This window comes from Duncaniella sp. (assembly GCF_029056165.1).
Lineage (GTDB): Bacteria > Bacteroidota > Bacteroidia > Bacteroidales > Muribaculaceae > Duncaniella.
In genome coordinates this window covers 44,880-63,099 of the sequence record NZ_JAIDBW010000016.1, presented here as the reverse complement: position 1 = coordinate 63,099, position 18,220 = coordinate 44,880, and the positions used below count along the sequence as shown (strand labels likewise).

General features: G+C 50.3%; 15 protein-coding genes and 1 tRNA gene. 3 read left to right on the top strand and 13 right to left on the bottom strand.

Features of this window, described 5'->3' with window-relative positions; all coding sequences use genetic code 11:
* Positions 1-443 precede the first annotated feature (443 nt).
* The gene (locus K2G41_RS04510; protein WP_300115073.1) at positions 444-1,811 is read left to right on the top strand and encodes a tyrosine-type recombinase/integrase; all 1,368 of its coding nucleotides are present in this window, start codon (positions 444-446) and stop codon (positions 1,809-1,811) included.
* Between the two features lie 88 nt (positions 1,812-1,899).
* Here K2G41_RS04510 and K2G41_RS04505 read toward each other — a convergent pair.
* Positions 1,900-1,973, bottom strand: a tRNA-Arg gene (locus tag K2G41_RS04505).
* Positions 1,974-2,165: 192 nt separating this feature from the next.
* Between K2G41_RS04505 and K2G41_RS04500 the strand changes: the two genes are divergently transcribed.
* The gene (locus tag K2G41_RS04500) at positions 2,166-2,909 is read left to right on the top strand and encodes a porin family protein (protein ID WP_300115071.1); all 744 of its coding nucleotides are present in this window, start codon (positions 2,166-2,168) and stop codon (positions 2,907-2,909) included.
* A 17-nt stretch (positions 2,910-2,926) separates the two neighbouring features.
* On the opposite strand, the gene K2G41_RS04495 is transcribed toward K2G41_RS04500, so the two are convergent.
* From K2G41_RS04495 to trpB, 12 genes are all read right to left on the bottom strand, one after another.
* Positions 2,927-3,970 carry a 3-dehydroquinate synthase family protein gene (locus K2G41_RS04495; RefSeq protein WP_300115069.1) on the bottom strand — a complete coding sequence of 348 codons (1,044 nt, stop codon included), beginning with the start codon at positions 3,968-3,970 and terminating at the stop codon, positions 2,927-2,929.
* A 39-nt stretch (positions 3,971-4,009) separates the two neighbouring features.
* Positions 4,010-4,768: an HAD-IA family hydrolase gene (locus tag K2G41_RS04490; protein WP_300115066.1), complete on the bottom strand. Its 759-nt coding sequence runs from the start codon at positions 4,766-4,768 to the stop codon at positions 4,010-4,012.
* On the bottom strand, positions 4,765-5,763 hold the full coding sequence (locus K2G41_RS04485) for a DUF5715 family protein (protein ID WP_300115063.1): 999 nt from the start codon (positions 5,761-5,763) through the stop codon (positions 4,765-4,767). The genes K2G41_RS04490 and K2G41_RS04485 overlap by 4 nt, the downstream gene beginning before the upstream one ends.
* Before the next feature lie 64 nt (positions 5,764-5,827).
* Complete coding sequence (queC, locus tag K2G41_RS04480) at positions 5,828-6,475, bottom strand: 7-cyano-7-deazaguanine synthase QueC (RefSeq protein WP_300115060.1); 648 nt, start codon at positions 6,473-6,475, stop codon at positions 5,828-5,830.
* Between the two features lie 41 nt (positions 6,476-6,516).
* Positions 6,517-6,987, bottom strand: coding sequence for a preQ(1) synthase (gene queF / locus K2G41_RS04475; protein ID WP_300115058.1), 471 nt, complete (start codon positions 6,985-6,987; stop codon positions 6,517-6,519).
* 328 nt (positions 6,988-7,315) lie between these two features.
* Positions 7,316-8,095, bottom strand: coding sequence for a tryptophan synthase subunit alpha (gene trpA / locus K2G41_RS04470; protein WP_300115054.1), 780 nt, complete (start codon positions 8,093-8,095; stop codon positions 7,316-7,318).
* A 12-nt stretch (positions 8,096-8,107) separates the two neighbouring features.
* Entirely contained in the window at positions 8,108-8,770 is a 663-nt protein-coding gene (locus tag K2G41_RS04465) for a phosphoribosylanthranilate isomerase (RefSeq protein WP_300115051.1), read from the bottom strand.
* Between the two features lie 14 nt (positions 8,771-8,784).
* Entirely contained in the window at positions 8,785-9,558 is a 774-nt protein-coding gene (gene trpC / locus K2G41_RS04460; RefSeq protein ID WP_300115048.1) for an indole-3-glycerol phosphate synthase TrpC, read from the bottom strand.
* Positions 9,559-9,572: 14 nt separating this feature from the next.
* Positions 9,573-10,568, bottom strand: coding sequence for an anthranilate phosphoribosyltransferase (gene trpD / locus K2G41_RS04455; RefSeq protein WP_300115046.1), 996 nt, complete (start codon positions 10,566-10,568; stop codon positions 9,573-9,575).
* A gap of 368 nt (positions 10,569-10,936) precedes the next feature.
* The gene (locus K2G41_RS04450) at positions 10,937-11,503 is read right to left on the bottom strand and encodes an aminodeoxychorismate/anthranilate synthase component II (RefSeq protein ID WP_300115042.1); all 567 of its coding nucleotides are present in this window, start codon (positions 11,501-11,503) and stop codon (positions 10,937-10,939) included.
* A gap of 32 nt (positions 11,504-11,535) precedes the next feature.
* Positions 11,536-12,942 (bottom strand): anthranilate synthase component I family protein, encoded by a 1,407-nt coding sequence (locus K2G41_RS04445; RefSeq protein ID WP_300115039.1) that lies wholly within the window; start codon positions 12,940-12,942, stop codon positions 11,536-11,538.
* A 26-nt stretch (positions 12,943-12,968) separates the two neighbouring features.
* Positions 12,969-14,159, bottom strand: a complete 1,191-nt coding sequence (gene trpB, locus K2G41_RS04440; protein WP_300115035.1) for a tryptophan synthase subunit beta — start codon at positions 14,157-14,159, stop codon at positions 12,969-12,971.
* Positions 14,160-14,956: 797 nt separating this feature from the next.
* Here trpB and K2G41_RS04435 point away from each other — a divergent pair.
* Positions 14,957-18,211 carry a TonB-dependent receptor gene (locus K2G41_RS04435; protein ID WP_300115032.1) on the top strand — a complete coding sequence of 1,085 codons (3,255 nt, stop codon included), beginning with the start codon at positions 14,957-14,959 and terminating at the stop codon, positions 18,209-18,211.
* Positions 18,212-18,220 lie beyond the last annotated feature (9 nt).

Below are 18,220 nucleotides of genomic sequence, written 5' to 3'. Positions count from 1 at the left end.
GTCTGGTTCTGGGCCATGACCGCGATGGTAGTGATGAGCGCTGCAAGTAGTAGAAACAGCTTTTTCATACCTTGTAGATATGTAAAGGGGCTATCGGGCGGTGAGGAGGATATGACGGTATCGGCTTGACTATGGGCTGCGTATCATGCGGTCGGTTTGTGGAATCAGGCTCTGCGTCAGGAGGGGATGTGGGGAAGTCCGGTGAAAAGGGAGGGGATATGAAGTGGATGAGTCGCATCGTGTAAGCTTACGGTCGATATAAGCCCATGATGAGAATAGTCATCAGAGGGGATGAATTTATAACTACAGGTGTAACATTGCGACTGCTTTTACGTCAAGAGAAAAAGAGGAATCACGGATGCAGGTCAACTGGCGTGTGACTTCGGCAGTAACCTGAGAAGATGTGATTCCATAGTTTCACTCTACATACTTAATATTGTTTTATGGTATTTCAGATTTATATCGGAAAAAGGAAAAACAGTCGTGGAAAAGTGGAGATCTCCCTGCGATTCCGACATGGAAAGTTCGATCAGCAAGCCGTGACCAATCTGTGGATATGGCCTGATATGTTTGACAGTAAAGTCTTTATTTCAAATAAAGGGACGGCGGGTGAACGCTATACACTCAATCAGACTGATGGAATGACTTTGGGAAGCAGGAACGAGGCTACAGAGGTAGCGGAAATCCTGAGCCGTATGCAGGAATATATCGAAGAATGTTTCTGCATGGTACGCCGTAAATCTCCATCGACAGGCTGGCTTGCCGAAACTATCGAACGGTTTCATGCCGAGGAGCTGCCGCGAATCGAGGAGGAACGCACAGAGGTAGTCGGACTTATCGACACATATATCGCCATGACATCAGAACCGGAAAGTTCCGATAGCCGCATGGAAGCCTATATGCTCCTGCGGCGGTCAATCGCCCGTTTCGAAGCGTTACGAAGGATCAAGTTTCCACGTTTCCGGTTGTTTGCGGGACGCATGGATGAATCCTGTCTGCGTCAAATACAGAATTTTTTCCATAAGGAGCATGTGTGGGTAAGGAAATATCCGCAGATAGCCAAAGGACCGGGACTCGAAGGACGCACAAGGCCGAAAGGTCCGAACACGGTCAACGACCGCATGAAACTGCTCAAAGCAGTGATGAGATGGGCGGCGAAGACCCGACGGATACCCGGCAATCCGTTCGATTCGTTCACACTGGGGCAGAATGTCTATGGCACGCCGGTCTATCTGACTCTGGAGGAACGACGGCGCATCGAACTCCACGATTTTTCGTCAGATCCGCGTCTGGCGTTGCAGCGCGACATTTTCATCTTCCAGTGTTGTGTCGGTTGCCGTGTCTCGGATCTGATGGGATTGCGGGCCGACAACGTCATTGACGGTGAGCTGAATTATGTGGCCCGGAAGACCCGCGAGGGACGTCCGCTGACCATCAAGGTCCCACTTAACCGGACAGCACTCACGATAGTCGAACGATATGCCGATCCATTTCGCGACTCTCTGTTTCCGGAATTCTATTCCCGTATGGGCTACAATAATATTATTAAGGAAATACTGCGGAAAGTCGGATTGACGCGGAGAGTGGTCGTGATTGATCCGCTCACACGTGAGCCCGTGTGCCGTAAGCTTTACGAAATAGCAAGCTCCCACATGGCGCGGCGCACATTCATCGGCAATATTTTCAAGAAATTCAAGGATCAGAATCTTGTAAGTGAACTCAGCGGTCATACTCCCGGAAGTCATGCCTTCGCCCGCTACCGCGAGATCGATACAGAAATCAAACGCGAAATGGTAGCGGCCATTGACTGATAATACACCTCCGCACAGAAATTGATCGGTATATAATAAAAAAGACAGTCACATTACCTTCAGGATGATGTAACTGTCAGTTTTTCTGTGACTCATACAGGATTCAAACCTGTAACCTTCTGATCCGTAGTCAGATGCTCTATTCAGTTGAGCTAATGAGCCGTGTTTGTCATCGTTTGACACTGCAAAAGTAGTAATAATAATTTTAATGACCAAAAAAATTGGCCAAATTTATCTAATTATTCAACGATATTTGTTTTTCACGGCCAATTCATGTAATTTTGGACACCGAAAACACGCGATGGCCGTCACAGTCCATCGTTCATTATCCTCCATTTCACTCATCATGCCGTTATGAAACATCTACGTTCAGTGTCTCTCCTCATTCTCTCGCTTGTAATTCTGCCTTTCGCTGTAAATGCACAAGTGAAGCCTGCCCAACGTTTTCTTGATACGGAGGTACACCTTCTCCTCGGCGGCAGCTATGTGACCAATAATTATAAAAGCGTGTATAGCGAGATCTCCGACCTCAACAATTCAATGGGCTTTGCTTGGGGACTCGGAATGGGAGCGAGATTCAACATATCGTCGTTCATCAGCCTCGGTACGGAACTGAATTACCTGCACAACACGGGCAAAATGGACATGGCCGTCACTGCCGACGGTAAGCCCTACGTCTCAAACGTGTTCATCAAGAACAGTTACAGTTCATTCAACGTGCCGGTATATATACGTTTTAATTTCGATCTCGCCAACGGAGTGAGGTGGAATGTCGATGGCGGTTTTTATCTTGATTTCGGTACAGGCGGTTCACAGAAAACCACCACCTATAATGCGTCGGTCAACGATCTCGGACAGCTCATCACCGATATCAGCTACCAGAAGACCGGATACTATGATGACGACAAAGCCTTTCTAAATTCTTATCACAAATTTGACAGCGGTCTGCACATAGCCACTGGTCTTACTTTCGTCAATAAGATCACACTCGGACTCAGGAGTCAGTTCGGCCTCCGCAATGCAGCCAACAGCGAGGGCATCGTGAAACCGTCATCCCACAACATCCATCTGTTCGGAACTGTGGGATATATCTTCTAAGCTCCCATTTGACACCACTATTCCATCAGATCACGGAATATATCAAGCGCAGCACGGATCTGATCCTCAGTCGCCGTGCGGTCTATGCGTATATCGCCGGGCTGTCCGAGTAAAGTGAAGTTTATATGATCCGGCGAGTCATTTTTCTTGTCATGACGCATCAGTTCGATCAGGGCCGGATAGTCATCACAGGTAATTGCAGGTGTGCCGTAGCCCTGATTTTTAAGATACGAGGCATAGCGGTAAAGTTCGGCCGAAGGGAAGCCTTCGTTGGTGTGTGACAGGATCATCTCCACGAGCATACCGAAGGCCACGGCATGACCGTGGGGTATCGGTGAACCTTTACGGATGGCAAGTGACTCAAACGCATGTCCGGCAGTGTGGCCGAGATTGAGTGCACGGCGTATGCCTTTTTCATGCGGATCTTCCTCAACAATAGCTTCCTTGACCTTGACGCTCTTTTCGAGCAGAGGCAAGAGGCGGTCAAGATCCGCGTCAAGAATATCGAATGACAGCAAATCGGCATAGTCCGCAGCCGATGACAACAAACCGTGTTTCAGCATCTCGGCATAGCCCGACAGAAGTTCGTCAGACGGAAGCGTGGAGAAGAGGTTTGTCGAGATGACAACAGCATCGGCCGGAGCAAATGCTCCGATCTCGTTTTTGTATCCTTCGAAATTAATGCCTGTTTTCCCACCTACAGCCGCATCGACGGCAGAGAGGAGTGTTGTCGGGACATTGATGAAACGTATGCCTCTCTTGAAGGTCGCGGCTGCAAATCCACCCATATCCGTGACCACTCCGCCACCTATATTTATAGCAAGAGATTTTCGGGTAGCTCCCTGACCAATCAGTCCGTCCCAAATCTTTGACAGCGAATCAAGATTCTTATTCTCGTCGCCGGGCATTACGGCGATTACGGGATAGTCGAGTCCGAGGCGCGGAAGCACACAGGCCTGCACGTTGGTATCCGTGATTATATGTACACTTGACGGCTTTATCTCATCGACTAAGCGGCGTATGGCCTCACTGACGCTATTGGTGTAAAGGATCTTTTGCATTATTAAGAGGATAAGTATATGGAGAGGGATTTACTATTGTCAGATTTTTGAAATTGAGAGCATGGATAAGAGAAGTGACGGCAGTAGGCGCGCACATTCAGGCATCGAGGGGAAGACTATGGCCGCACCGGCTTCTTCAAGCGTCTCACGAGGGATAGGACCGGTAGTCACACCTATAGTGAATGCTCCGGCGCGGTCACCCGCTTCCACTCCGAGAGGAGCGTTCTCGATGACGATGGACTGCGATGGGCTGACGCGGGCAAGCTGCATGGCCCGGATGAACGGTTCGGGGTGAGGCTTACCGTGGGTCACGTCACGCGACGTGATGATCTTGTCCTCATCAAACATGCCGGGGAAATCAGCCGAGATACGGTCTATCAGCGAACGTTGGCCCGACCCGGTGACAAGTACACGCTGAATGCCGCTGTCGCGCAACACGGTGAGCATATCCAATGCGCCCGGCATAGGACGGACAGCGGGGAGTTCGCGGAAATATTCAGTCTTACGCTTGTAAAGTGTTTCCTTTTCCTCATCTGTAGCCTCACGTCCGAATTCCCGGAGGAAAAGCTGATTGATGGTCGAAGCCCCTGTTCTTCCCTCGTAAAGATAAAATTCCTCAGGAGTGCATTTCACGCCGATTTCTGTCATAAGCCGATACCATGCAGCCGTGTGGTTGCGCATGGAGTCATAGAGCGTGCCGTCCATGTCGATCAGAGCCGCGCGCGGGATGATGCGTTCGAAATGATGACGGTCAAGAAATCTGAAAATCTCGTTGGAAAAAGGGACGGGAGGTATCATTTGTCGGATGTTTTTTTCTTGTCATGTGTCTTGCGGGCCGTGATATGGAAGCATGGCTGACCATACTCATATTTCACCCATAGTTTTCCTTCCTCGCGCATGGCCTTTAGCACTTCGCCGAGGATTCCTTTAAGATCATCCACACTGCGGGGATTGTCGGCATTATCGGCAATGAACGAGGCGTAGGATATGTCAAACGTGGTGCCAAGCTGATGGACCGATGAGTCAATGGCATTGCGGTTGCGCCGTCTGAGCCTCTTTATGGTGCGTGGCGTACGGAGCAGGCTTGTGACCTTGATACGGTAATCCCCGCCACCGCGGACATTTATGCTGTCGCGGAAACGCTGACCGATCTCATGAAGACGCGCGGCTGCAGTCGGGACAAGATAGGGACGCGAGAACACAAGCGAATCAATGAAGAAATCCTCACAGCTCGTCACCTTGACTATCGGCGCGCGGAGTTGCCAGTGGGAACGGGTGTCGCTAAGAGGTTCGATACCGTAAAGTTCGGCCTCCTGCCAGTGGATGTAGTTACTGTCGTTGAACACCTGACGCATATTGCCGAAATAGTTTACCTTTATGCGGCGTGTCGGGCCAGGCATATCGTCAAGACGATTGAGGTATCGGCTGACAGTATCGATCTCAAGATCATGAACCGTCTTGAACACTGGAGCATCGACCGAAGCATCAGCCTCCGACACCGCCGGAAAATCATTTCCGGTTTCAATCTCTATCTCGTCAGCCGGAGTGGTAAGGGTATCGATCACAGGATCGGAATCGACAATGGTCAGCTCGTCATTGAGGATTTCGCTTGAATCAACCGTGATTACAGTACCATCATCCTCGGAATGACGCGTAGGGGTACACATCACCACACACAGGGCTATAAAAAGTATCAACGGAAGGAACACTCTCATTGCCTTGCGCGGACTGAAGCGGCGTCGCTGCCGCCGGCGTCGGGAAGGATCGGGATTTGACGGTCTGGTTGATTGCATCTGCGCGATTCTTGTAGATTCTGTTTTTCAGACTGATGTGCCTATTGTTTAAGATCCGGTTGTCTCAATCATTCTCAAGGATTATACCGGCAAATTCAAGAGCCTCACGACGCTCGACACATGTCCCGCACGTCCCACAGTGATGCTCACCACCCTTGTAGCAGGAATATGTGTGTGAGTAATCGACGCCGAGATTCTTGCCACGGAGCGCGATCTCGCCCTTGGTCAGATCGGTATATGGCGCAAGAAGTTTGAGATGCTCGTATGTACCGTCGGCAATCGCCGCACCCATTGACTTTATGAAGGCCGGGCGACAGTCCGGGTAGATGGCATGGTCACCCGAATGATTGGCGATCATGACGTTTTTAAGCCCAAGGCTTTCAGCAAGTCCGGCCGCAACCGAAAGCATGATGCCGTTGCGGAACGGAACTACAGTCGAACGCATGTTTTCATCATCATAACTTCCGTCGGGGATAGCGTCAGCCCCGCTGAGAAGTGAGCTTTCGAAATATTTACCCATGAACGATAGGTCGATTTCATACCATCGGATGCCGAGTTTCTCGCAGTTCCATCGCGCACATGCGGCCTCGCGCATGTTGTGGTTAGAGCCATACTGAAAAGTCACTGCTGCGGCAAGCGTATCGGCATATTCCCAGAGCATTGTGACGGAGTCCATGCCTCCGGAAAGTACAAGCAATGTATCTTTAGCCATAATTCAAATCAATTTTAAATGGTTTCCGCGCTGGTGACGGTTCAGAAGTTATCAGGGAAAGATGCAAGCATGCGCTGACGTGCGAGTTCCTTGTGCGCGTCATCGCCGTAATTTGCGAAAGGATGGATGGCTATGCCTCCGCGCGGGGTAAAGATTCCTTTCACTTCGATATAGCGGGGATCCATCAGCTTTATCAGATCCTTCATGATGATGTTGACACAGTCCTCATGAAAATCGCCGTGGTTGCGGAAACTAAACAGGTAAAGTTTCAGGCTCTTGCTCTCGACCATACGCTCACGCGGAATATAGGAAATGAGGATTTTTGCAAAATCAGGCTGTCCGGTTTTCGGACAAAGCGATGTAAATTCCGGGCAGGTAAAGGTCACCAGATATTCATTGTCGGGATGCTTGTTGATGAACGTCTCAAGCACTTCAGGAGCATATTGCGTAGGGTAAGTCGTCCCGGTGTTACCGAGAAGTGACACCCCTTCGAGTTCTGTATCGTTGCGCATCGGCGTAGATGTATGGATTTTTATCGTTCAGTAGTATATAGTGTGAGGTACGAGACCGACGCAAGGGTCAGGAATCCGTACGGTTCGTGGAACAGGCCGCGAACCGAAGTGCAAATTTAGCAAAAAATCCTTGACCTGCCAACTCCAAGCTCCGGTGACGAGGCCATAAAATAGCGACACAGGCAATCTATGGAATCCATACAAAAAAATGAGAAGCCTGATGCGGCCATCCCTGTCACGCCGATTGACCAAACAGCATCATTATCACTCCAGTCAGATCAGTCAAAAGGGCAACAGCCGGCAGCATCAAGCTTTTCATTTCATAGAGTCAGGCTATTCCGATGGTGCTTTTCAACAGACTGACAGCTTCAGCCGGAGAGGAGGTCCGGCCAAGACATTTTATGAAAAGTGAACCGATAATGGCTCCGGAGGCATACGTGAATGCTTCGCCAAGGGTGGATGGATTGGATATGCCGAATCCGATCAGACGCTTATGGCTGAGGTCAAGGGAGTTGACATGACGGAAATAGTCGAGTTGCGCTTCGCCGAATGAATCTCGTGTGCCGGTCGTAGCGGCGGCCGATACCATGTATATGAAACCGTCACAATTCTCGTCGATCAGCTTAATGCGTTCATCTGACGTTTCGGGAGTGATGAGCATGATCATAGGCAGATCATACTTGCGGCAGAGCTCGCGGATATCGCGCATGTACTCGTGGAAAGGAAGATCCGGAATGATCAATGCATCAATACCAGCTTCCTTGCAACGTTTGAAGAGCGGTTCTATGCCATATTGCATCATCGGGTTGAGATACCCCATGAGCACCATAGGTATTTCGGTCACCGTGCGCCGTGCCTCTTCCACCTGATCGAGGAGCAGATGGAGATTCATTCCGTTGCGCAGGGCTATAGTCGAACTTTCCTGAATCACAGGACCGTCCGCCATAGGATCGGAAAACGGGACTCCGACTTCAATCATGTCGATACCGCCGTCGGCCAAAGCCTTGATTATATCGACAGTTGAATCACGGTGGGGGAAACCTCCGGTGAAGTAAATTGAGAGTATGTCGGATTGTTTCCGGCTGAAAAGTTTATCTATTCGGTTCATTGTTCGGATTTTTTACACCGATGCACCGGTAGGGCGTTCCATCAGTGAGTTTATGAAATTTTTAAGCAAAATCGCGTCCTTTATGCCGGGTGAGATCTCGAAACGACTGTTGAGATCCAGACCTATAAGCTGCGGATGATCGAGTGAACGGATAGTCTCCGCATCTTCAGGCCCTACACCTCCTCCGAGCATAAAATTGACGGGTAAATTATAGTCAGCGAGGAGATTCCAGTCGAATTTCTTCCCTGTCCCTCCGTGGCGAGGACTTTTACGGTCAAAAACGAAACGATCTACAGTCCCGATGTAGGGTTGCAGTGCCTGAAAATCATCCTTGCTCCCGATCCCGACTGCCTTCCAGACTTCAAAACCGTGTCCACGGAGCGAGGAACAGTATTCGGGACTTTCACTTCCGTGGAGCTGCACGGCCGAGAGAGCGAAGTCATCGGCCCGCTGTAACACTTCACCGGCAGGACGATCCACAAACACACCCGTGAAATGCAGCATCCGGCCATCCGGTTCTTCGCGCAGCATTGCGAGAGCATCAGGAGAGAGTGACAAAGCGTTGCGCGGCGAAGCGGGATGAAAGATCAGCCCCAGCCAATCCGGACCAAGCTTGGCAACCGCACGGATATTGTCCGGGATGGTCATTCCGCAGACTTTTATCGATAGTGGCATACGCGGATGGAGGTTTAGAGTGTCCCGTCGATGAATCGGCGAAGAGCCTCACCGGGGTGATCGTGACGCATGAAGGTTTCACCGATAAGGAATCCGCTGAATCCCGACGCGCGGAGCTGTTCGACCTCCGCCATCGAAGTCAGGCCGCTTTCAGCCACTTTCACCACATCCGACGGCAATTCCTTGGCCACCTTCTCTGACAGCAACGGGTCGGTATGGAAAGTGGTGAGATCACGGTTATTGACACCGACCAGATCCACTTCAGGCACATACTTGTCAAGTTCGGTCGCATTGTGAATCTCAAACAGGACTTCAAGTCCAAGCGAATGGGCATAGGTCGTGAAGTCCTTGACCTCGCGCAGTGTCAATGCCGCAGCAATCAGCAACACAGCATCCGCTCCGAAAGCTCTCGCTTCGGCTATCTGACGGCGCGAGACTATAAAATCCTTTCTCAGCAGCGGTAAGGAGCTGTGGGCGCGTGCGTTGGCAAGATCCGTCAGCGCACCTCCGAAATAGACGGTGTCCGTCAGGATGGAACATGCACTTGCCCCTGCATCCTCATAGGCAGGCACAACTTCATTGACCAGTGCCAATGGATGGATCTCACCTTTCGACGGTGAACGACGCTTGAATTCGGCGATGATTCCCGTAGGACTGTCCAAGAGTGCGTTGCGAAGCGAAACTGTTTCGCGGTCAGTCGTGATGGCCACTTCCGGACCGAGAAGCTTGTCGGCTGCTTCGACCTCACGCCTTTTGTTGGCTATGATTTTGTCAAGTATGTTTGCCATGATTTTCCCTCCGTTCAACTGTTGATCTCCACGAATTTTTTGAACGCTTGAGCCGCACGACCGGAACGTATGCTCTCCCTCGCTTCTTCCAGTGCTCTGTCAAGAGCGATTTTCGGCTCAAGCGTACGGATTGCAAAGGCTGCGTTGGCCACGACACAGTTTTCCTGTGGGGCGGTCGCCTTACCTGCAAGGACAGCGTCGAATATCTTAGCTGCATCGGCCACAGTCTTTCCGCCCCACAGGTCAGCCTCGGTAGCCTGCGGAAGATTGAGGTCAGCTGCTTCGAAAACCCTTTCCTCACCCGGCCCTACGACCTTGAAAGGTGATGTCAGCGAGATTTCGTCGTATCCGTCGAGCGAATGGACAATCGTGCAGTTGATCCCTTCATTCTGAGCGATGTAGTTGTAAAGGCGCATCAGTTTCAGGTTATAGACACCGAGAAGCTGATATTTGGGCAGTGTCGGATTAACAAGCGGCCCAAGCATGTTGAAGAAGTTACGCACGGCAAGTGCTTTCCTGACCGGTGCGACACTTTTAAGCGCAGGGCTGAAGAAGGGTGCGTGGAGATAGCTTACGCCCGATTCTTCGAGTGAACGGCGGAGAATATCGGTATCGGCACTGAATTTGACACCGTGGTGTTCGAGGACGTTACTTGCTCCTGACACCGAACTTGCACCGTAGTTGCCGTGCTTGACCACCTTACGACCCGATCCTGCAACGACAAAGCATGTCGCTGTCGATATGTTGAACGTGTTCTTGCCGTCACCACCAGTGCCGACAATATCAATGGCCTTGATATCCGACATATCCACCGGACGACGACGTTCGAGCAGTGCGTCGCGGAAACCGGTAAGCTCGTCGAGGGTGATACTGCGCATCAGAAAGACCGTCATGAATGCTGCAAGCTGCGCATCGTTGTAGCGACCGTCGGCTATGTTGAGCAACACATCCCTCGCTTCCTCGCGGCTGAGATTCTTGTGCTCAAACATTTTATATAATAGATTCTTCATCGTAGTAATTGTTTAATACATAATTCATAATAAATCATGGATATTACCCTGTCGTATCTGGGATCTGTGGATATGGTCGATGTTTGTAGGGACGCGGCGTGCCGCGTATGCCAAATGACCTTTTTCTCGTCAAGATTATATTTCGAGATTATATTTAATGATTTAGGCTTTTCCCGTAAGGATAATTTTTTTGGGATAAATACTTCCAATTGAATTGATATGTTATCATTTTCAGTTATGATGTATTTCGTTTCCAGTTATGATGTATCTCATTCGGCATACGCGGCACGCCGCGTCCCTACAAACATCAACCGAATCCACGAATCCCAAATGCATCACCCTATAATGAATTATGCATTGAATAAGGATTATGAATTGAATAAAAATTGTCTGAAAATTTCAATACCCTGAGGCGTAAGGACCGATTCCGGATGGAATTGTACTCCATGCACATCAAGATCCCTATGGCGCATTGCCATGATCTCGCCGTCAGGACTCACGGCAGTCACGATCAGTTCCTCCGGTAAAGTGTCGCGATCCACCACCCAAGAGTGATAACGCCCGACCTCGAACTCTTCGGGCAATCCGGCAAAGATGTAGTCATCAGCGATTACCTTGGTAGGAGTGTGGACTCCGTGATAGACCGAGGAAAGATTGCGGAGTTTCGCACCGAAGCGTTCACCGATGGCCTGATGTCCGAGACACACTCCGAGTATCGGACGCTCCGTGGCGTAGCGGTCGAGAACCTGCATCAGTATTCCCGCTTCCGACGGTATGCCCGGTCCCGGAGAGATTATGATTTTGTCGTAAGCACCCACTTCGTCGAGTGTGATGCGGTCATTCCGCTTCACATCCGGCTGGACACCGAGCTGACGGAGCGCATGTGCTATATTATATGTAAAGGAGTCGTAATTGTCGATTATAAGTACTCGCATTTCAGTTGCGTATTATATAAGTTGTTAGAGGATCATTTGCCAAATTCAACCGCGTAGGTTATAGCCTTGCTAAGCGCACCGAGTTTGTTGCGTGTCTCCTGAAGCTCGCTTTCGGGTCTGGAGTGGGCGACGATTCCCGCACCGGCCTGCGAATAGAGACGGTTGCCGTGGCTGAGGAAACTGCGGATGGTGATGGCTTGGTTGATGTCGCCGTTGAAACCGAGATAACCGATACAGCCGCCGTAGAGCATACGGCTGTGAGGTTCGACCTCGTCAATGATCTGCATAGCGCGGACTTTCGGTGCGCCCGAAAGCGTTCCGGCAGGGAAGGTGTCGGCAAAGAGACGGTAATTGTCCGCCCCCTCCGGCAGTTCCGCCTTGACGCGCGACACCATGTGGATAACGTGAGAATAATACTGTATCTCTTTCAGGAAATCGATCTCCACACGTCCGCCGCTCCGGCTGAGGTCATTGCGGGCGAGATCCACGAGCATGATGTGTTCGGCATTCTCCTTCTCGTCCTTCAGCAGTGCCTTGGCAAGTTCGCGGTCGCGGTCATCGTCGCCCGTGCGGCGGAAAGTTCCTGCGATCGGGTCGATATATGCGGTTCGGCCTGTGATGCGAAGATGTGTCTCAGGCGATGAACCAAACACCTTGAAGCCTCCGAAATCGAAGTAAAACAGATAGGGCGAGGGATTGATGCAGCGCAGGGCGCGATAGACATTGAACTCGTCGCCGGTGAAACCACGGGAAAAACGGCGCGAGGGTACGATCTGAAACACATCCCCACGCAGGGCATGACGCACACATTTCTCCACGGCACGGATGAAATCGTCATCGCTCATGCTCGATTCGAGATCGTCGGCGGGAGCGAAGGGATACTGCGCCATATTATTATTGTGGAGCACGGAGATCAGCTCATCTGTCTGCACCTCCTCCCCCTCAGGGCAGTTTTCGACAATGGTCATCTCGTTCTTGTAATGATCCACCTCGATCAGGAAACGGTAGAGGACATAATACATGTCCGGAATGCCGTCGAACTTCTCCTCATGAGGCTGAATCTTCACATCCTCGAAATAGCGGACGGCATCGTAGGCCGTATATCCGAGAAATCCGTCGGGCAGTCGCGGGTCGGTATCAGCGATGTCGAAACTTTTGATGTAGTCGCCGAGTTCCTTGACCACATCGACTCCCGTGCCGATCGGCCTCACGATTTCGGCCTGTCGGGGATAACCGAGTTTCACCTTGTCGTCCTCGACCTTAAAATAGCCGATCGGATCTACACCTATAAAAGAGGTAGCATTGTTCTGCGCATGATAGTCGGAGCTTTCAAGCAGTGCCGACTGAGGATAGAGATCGCGTACTTTAAGATAAATTCCCACCGGAGTCTCAAGATCGGCCGGGATAGTACGTCTGTATTGAGTGATTTTATTTGACATAGTTAATTCTTTTAATTCATAATGCGTTATGAATTGAATGAAAGGTAAGTTTGCATATCCTTGTCGCCACGCCCGGAGACGTTGATGACGACAACATCATCGCGTCCGAAACTCTTCTTGTCAAGCACGGCCAGAGCATGGGCACTTTCGAGAGCCGGGATGATACCCTCGCGGCGTGTAAGCGTCATAGCCGCCGAGAGAGCCTCCGCATCAGTCACTGCAAGCACCTCCGCACGTCCTGAAGTGGCGAGGAAAGCGTGGAGCGGACCGATACCGGGATAGTCAAGACCGGCCGATATTGAGTAAGGCTCCACAATTTGTCCGTCGGGGGTCTGCATGACGAGCGTACGCGCTCCGTGGATGATCCCCTCGCTCCCGACCTGAATGGTAGCAGCCGTCTCACCGCTATCCACACCCTTGCCCGCAGCCTCGGCGGCAATGAGCTTGACTTCCGGATGATTGATGAAATGATAGAATGCTCCGGCGGCATTACTTCCGCCACCCACACAGGCCACCACATAATCCGGATTCTCACGGCCTATGTGCGACTTCAGCTGCTCGCGGATCTCCTTGCTGATGACTGACTGGAAATGAGCCACCATCTCTGGATAGGGATGCGGCCCGACCGTACTACCTATTATATAGAAGCTGTCAGGGTTGCAACACCAGTCGCGTATGGCCTCGTTAGTGGCATCTTTCAAGGTTTTGTTGCCCGACTGCACCGGCACTACCGTTGCACCGAGCATCTTCATGCGCTCCACGTTGGGCTGTTGACGCGCCACATCCGTCGCTCCCATATAGATCACACATTCGAGCCCCATGAGCGCACAAACTGTCGCAGTGGCCACGCCGTGCTGCCCCGCACCCGTCTCGGCGATGATGCGGTGCTTACCCATGCGTCGGGCAAGAAGGGCCGACCCGATGGCATTGTTTATCTTATGTGCTCCGGTATGGTTGAGGTCCTCACGCTTGAGATAGATGTTTGTTCCGTAAAGTTCGCTGAGGCTATCGGCACGGTAGAGCGGCGAGGGACGTCCCACGTAGTCGCGCATCAGCCAGTCAAACTCACGCTGGAAATTCTCGTCATCCACATAGCGGTAGAAAGCCTCCCGCAGATTCTTCACATTGCTGTGGAGTATTTCGGGGATATATGCCCCTCCGAATCGTCCGTAATATCCTTCCTCGTCGATCGGAAGGAGTGACCTGTATTTTTCCATTATAGGGATTTATTTGATTATTTCTTTTATTCAGTTGAAACGGTGGGGAGAGAAAAGATCTGCGGCCACCGATTTTTTTCAATCGATGGCCGCAGATATTATAATTATAGCTAAATCTTCGGGGATGTTGATCTTATATAATGAATCATTGCCATCGATATGTCTTACCGATGCGCCACCAATAATTCATGCTGTTAAAATTAGCGTTCATTGTTGTAAAGAGTCAGTCGTTGTTCTTTTTCGACCGTGCAAATTTATAATCATTAATTCATCTGTGCAAATAATTTGAAAGAAAATTTCATCACGAAGTGAAATTTTATAATCCAGCGGTGTTGTATTTCACATTTGCTAAGAAATTGCATCAACAATTCTCAGAAGATTCTTACTATAAAAATATCTGATTAAAGGAATGATTTTCTCCTTTCCGTAACTTCTGTCAAACAATTCATCCTCTTTTTCTTTCATTTTGTTACGCACAGATAATGTTAAATTGCATAATGAAAGCGCATACATACCGTAATTAACATTATTTCACATAACAACTATTAACAGATTCATCAAAAAATATTACTTTTGCGCTCGAATAGTTTAGGATTTGTGAAAAAAAGCATATTATTTATTCGATTTTTTCACACTCTTCAATTCCACTTCCTCATAGTGTCTCAAAAAATGAGAATGTGTCTATTTGAGAATCTTTCTACTCTCCCCGACAATCATCACCGTGCGGTGATCGAACAAGAAGCTAACAATCATTATTTTCAACACTTTAACCAATTCGTATTACTTAACTACAAGGTATGAAAAAGCTGTTTCTACTACTTGCAGCGCTCATCACTACCATCGCGGTCATGGCCCAGAACCAGACCGTCAGCGGTACGGTGAGCGGAACAGACGGCGAGCCGCTTGTCGGAGCGACCGTCATGGGAGTCGGTACTCAGATCGGAGCCGCCACTGACGTTGACGGCAACTTCTCGCTGACGCTTCCGGCCTCTGTCAAAAAACTTTCCGTGTCATACGTCGGAATGAACACTAAAGAAGTCGCCATCACTCCCGGAGTGAGGATGAACATCGTCCTCGACGGTACTAACATGCTCGACGAAGTCATCACCGTGGCATACGGTACGGCAAAGCGTTCGGCTTTCACCGGTTCGGCAACCGTGATTGATGCAGCTGAAATCGAGCAAGCACAGGTTACCAACGCGCTCAACGCCCTTCAGGGTAAGGCCGCCGGTACTCAGATCTTCAATCAGTCCGGTCAGCCCGGTAGCGGTCCTTCTTCAATCGTGATCCGCGGTATTTCATCGCTTAATGCAGGTAATGATCCCCTTATCGTGCTTGATGGTGTGCCTTACGGCGGTTCGATCACCAATATCAACACTGCCGATATCGAGTCAATGACCATTCTCAAGGATGCCGCATCAAACGCTCTTTACGGTGCACGTGGTGCCAATGGTGTCATCCTCATCACTACCAAGCGAGCAAAGAACGGTTCGAACGCAGTGGTAACCCTCGACGCCAAGTGGGGTCAGAACTCACGCGCCGTTGCTGACTACAATACCATTCAGGATCCCCGTCTGTACTTCGAGACCTATTACAACTCACTCTACAACTATTTCACTAACGAACGCGGAATGAGTGCAAATCAGGCATGGCAGTATGCCAACAACAACCTTATCAACAGCTCTGATTACGGTCTTGGTTATCAGCCTTTCTCCTATCCTTCAAACGAATTCTTCATCGGCCGCAACGGTAAGGTGAATCCTGCTGCCACTTTCGGTAATGTGGTCAACTACAATGGTCAGGAATACTTCATCACGCCTGACAACTGGCTCGACGAGACCTATGCCAAGAGCCTCCGTCAGGAATACAACGTGTCTGTATCCAACTCCACTCAGTCAACCAATTTCTACGCTTCAATCGGTTATCTCAACAACGAAGGTATCATCGCCAACACCAACTATGAGCGTTTTACCGGTCGTCTCAATGCTGATTCACAGCTGAAATCATGGTTGAAGGTCGGTGCGAACTTCGCTTACGCACACACCAACAACAATGCAATGACATCTGACGGTTCGACATCTTCTGTCGCCAACCCGCTCGCCATCGCAACTTCTATCGCCCCGATCTATCCGATGTATATCCGTGACGGCAAGGGTGAAATCATGAGAAATGCCGACGGTATGATCCTCTATGACTACGGTCAGGGTCAGAACGCAGGTCTGCGCCGTCCCGGTGGTGCATCATTCGGTTCAAACGGTGTTTCAGACGTTGTCTATGACACCAACAACACAGAGGGCAACTCTGTCAATGCTACCGGTTTCGCCGAGATCCGTTTCCTCCGTGACTTCAAGTTCACTACAAACAACACTGTCTATGTCAATGAATATCGCGGTACTTCCGTGAGCAACCCCCTCACTGAAAACAACCTCGCTGCAGGCGGTCGCGTCATCAAGGAACACGAGCGTTACATGACTTACACTTATCAGCAACTTCTCAACTGGAACCGTAAGTTCGGTCTCCACGATGTAAGTGTCCTCCTCGGTCATGAAAACACATGGATCAAGACAACCTACCTCGGTGCCACACGTACCAACATGTTCTCACCGGGCAACCACGAGCTCAACGGTGCTGTGATCGACAACTCTATGGAATCCTACACCACCTCATACGACAACGAAGGTTACTTCTTCCGCGCTCAGTATGACTATGACAGCAAATACTTCGGTTCTGCTTCATTCCGTCGCGACGCTTCGTCACGTTTCCATCCCGATCACCGCTGGGGTAACTTCTGGTCACTCGGTGGCGCATGGATCATCTCTAAGGAAAACTGGTTCGAGGCTGACTGGGTAGATCTTCTGAAGATCAAGGCATCATACGGTGAACAGGGTAACGACAACATCGGTAACTACCGCTACACCAACAACTACACTATTGTCAACGTCGATGGTCAGCCCTCACTCTCTGCAAGCTCAGTCAAGGGTAATCCCGACATCACTTGGGAAAAGAACGGCAACTTCAATGCAGGTGTCGAATTCGCATTCTTCAACAATCGCCTCACAGGTAGCATCGAAGGTTTCTACCGTAAGACATCCGATATGCTCTATCAGAAGCCTCTCGCCGCATCGTCAGGCTACTCAAACCAGTGGGAGAACTTCGGTGACATGCGTAACAGCGGTATGGAATTTGACCTCCGCGGCACTGTCATCGCTACCCGCGACTTCACTTGGGATCTCAACTTCAACCTCACGTTCTACAAGAACAAGGTGACTCGCCTTCCCGAAACCAACAAGGGTAACTACGTCGAGGGTCACTACGGTACTGCATCACGCGGCTTCTTCATCGCCGAGGGTCTTCCCATGTACACTTACTACATGGCTCAGTTCGCTGGCGTAGATCAGGAAACAGGTATGCCCCTCTTCTGGAAGAATGTCTATAAGACCGACGAAAACGGTAAAACCATCAACGACGCTGCCGGTCACCCGATCATCGAAAAACGCGAAAAGGTCAACTATAACGATGAACCTGATGAATACCTCTGTGGCTCTGCTATTCCCAAGGCTTACGGTGGTTTCGGAACAGCCTTCACCTTCAAGGGCTTCGACCTCTCGGTTGACTTCACTTATCAGATCGGCGGCAAGGTCATCGACCAGAGCTATGACAACTACATGTCAGCTCCCCAGTCAGGAACACGCGGCTCTACATTCCATGCCGATGTCCTCAACGCTTGGACTCCTGAGAATCCCTCATCAACAATCCCCCGCTTCCAGTTCGCCGACAACTTCCAGATCACATCTGATCAGTATCTCACCGATGCTTCTTATCTGACACTTCAGAATGTAAACTTCGGCTATACCATCCCCAAGAATATCTGCAACAAGATCTTCCTTGAAAAGGTCCGCGTATATTTCAGCGGTGAAAACCTCTGGTTGTGGTCAAAGCGTCAAGGTCTTGACCCCCGTCAGTTCGGCCTCGGCGGTACAAGCATCAGCGGTGGTAACGCCTACTATTCAGCAATCCGCACTCTCTCAGGCGGTATCTCTGTAACCTTCTAATTAATCCCC

What these genes read in the sequence shown, in the direction of transcription:
- K2G41_RS04435 (WP_300115032.1), top strand. Translation starts at nt 14,957, where the DNA reads ATGAAAAAGCTGTTTCTACTACTTGCAGCGCTCATCACTACCATCGCG.
- trpC (WP_300115048.1), bottom strand. Translation starts at nt 9,558, where the DNA reads ATGGCAAACATACTTGACAAAATCATAGCCAACAAAAGGCGTGAGGTC.
- queC (WP_300115060.1), bottom strand. Translation starts at nt 6,475, where the DNA reads ATGGCTAAAGATACATTGCTTGTACTTTCCGGAGGCATGGACTCCGTC.
- trpD (WP_300115046.1), bottom strand. Translation starts at nt 10,568, where the DNA reads ATGAAGAATCTATTATATAAAATGTTTGAGCACAAGAATCTCAGCCGC.
- K2G41_RS04445 (WP_300115039.1), bottom strand. Translation starts at nt 12,942, where the DNA reads ATGTCAAATAAAATCACTCAATACAGACGTACTATCCCGGCCGATCTT.
- trpB (WP_300115035.1), bottom strand. Translation starts at nt 14,159, where the DNA reads ATGGAAAAATACAGGTCACTCCTTCCGATCGACGAGGAAGGATATTAC.
- queF (WP_300115058.1), bottom strand. Translation starts at nt 6,987, where the DNA reads ATGCGCAACGATACAGAACTCGAAGGGGTGTCACTTCTCGGTAACACC.
- K2G41_RS04485 (WP_300115063.1), bottom strand. Translation starts at nt 5,763, where the DNA reads ATGCAATCAACCAGACCGTCAAATCCCGATCCTTCCCGACGCCGGCGG.
- K2G41_RS04500 (WP_300115071.1), top strand. Translation starts at nt 2,166, where the DNA reads ATGAAACATCTACGTTCAGTGTCTCTCCTCATTCTCTCGCTTGTAATT.
- K2G41_RS04510 (WP_300115073.1), top strand. Translation starts at nt 444, where the DNA reads ATGGTATTTCAGATTTATATCGGAAAAAGGAAAAACAGTCGTGGAAAA.
- trpA (WP_300115054.1), bottom strand. Translation starts at nt 8,095, where the DNA reads ATGAACCGAATAGATAAACTTTTCAGCCGGAAACAATCCGACATACTC.
- K2G41_RS04495 (WP_300115069.1), bottom strand. Translation starts at nt 3,970, where the DNA reads ATGCAAAAGATCCTTTACACCAATAGCGTCAGTGAGGCCATACGCCGC.
- K2G41_RS04450 (WP_300115042.1), bottom strand. Translation starts at nt 11,503, where the DNA reads ATGCGAGTACTTATAATCGACAATTACGACTCCTTTACATATAATATA.
- K2G41_RS04465 (WP_300115051.1), bottom strand. Translation starts at nt 8,770, where the DNA reads ATGCCACTATCGATAAAAGTCTGCGGAATGACCATCCCGGACAATATC.
- K2G41_RS04490 (WP_300115066.1), bottom strand. Translation starts at nt 4,768, where the DNA reads ATGATACCTCCCGTCCCTTTTTCCAACGAGATTTTCAGATTTCTTGAC.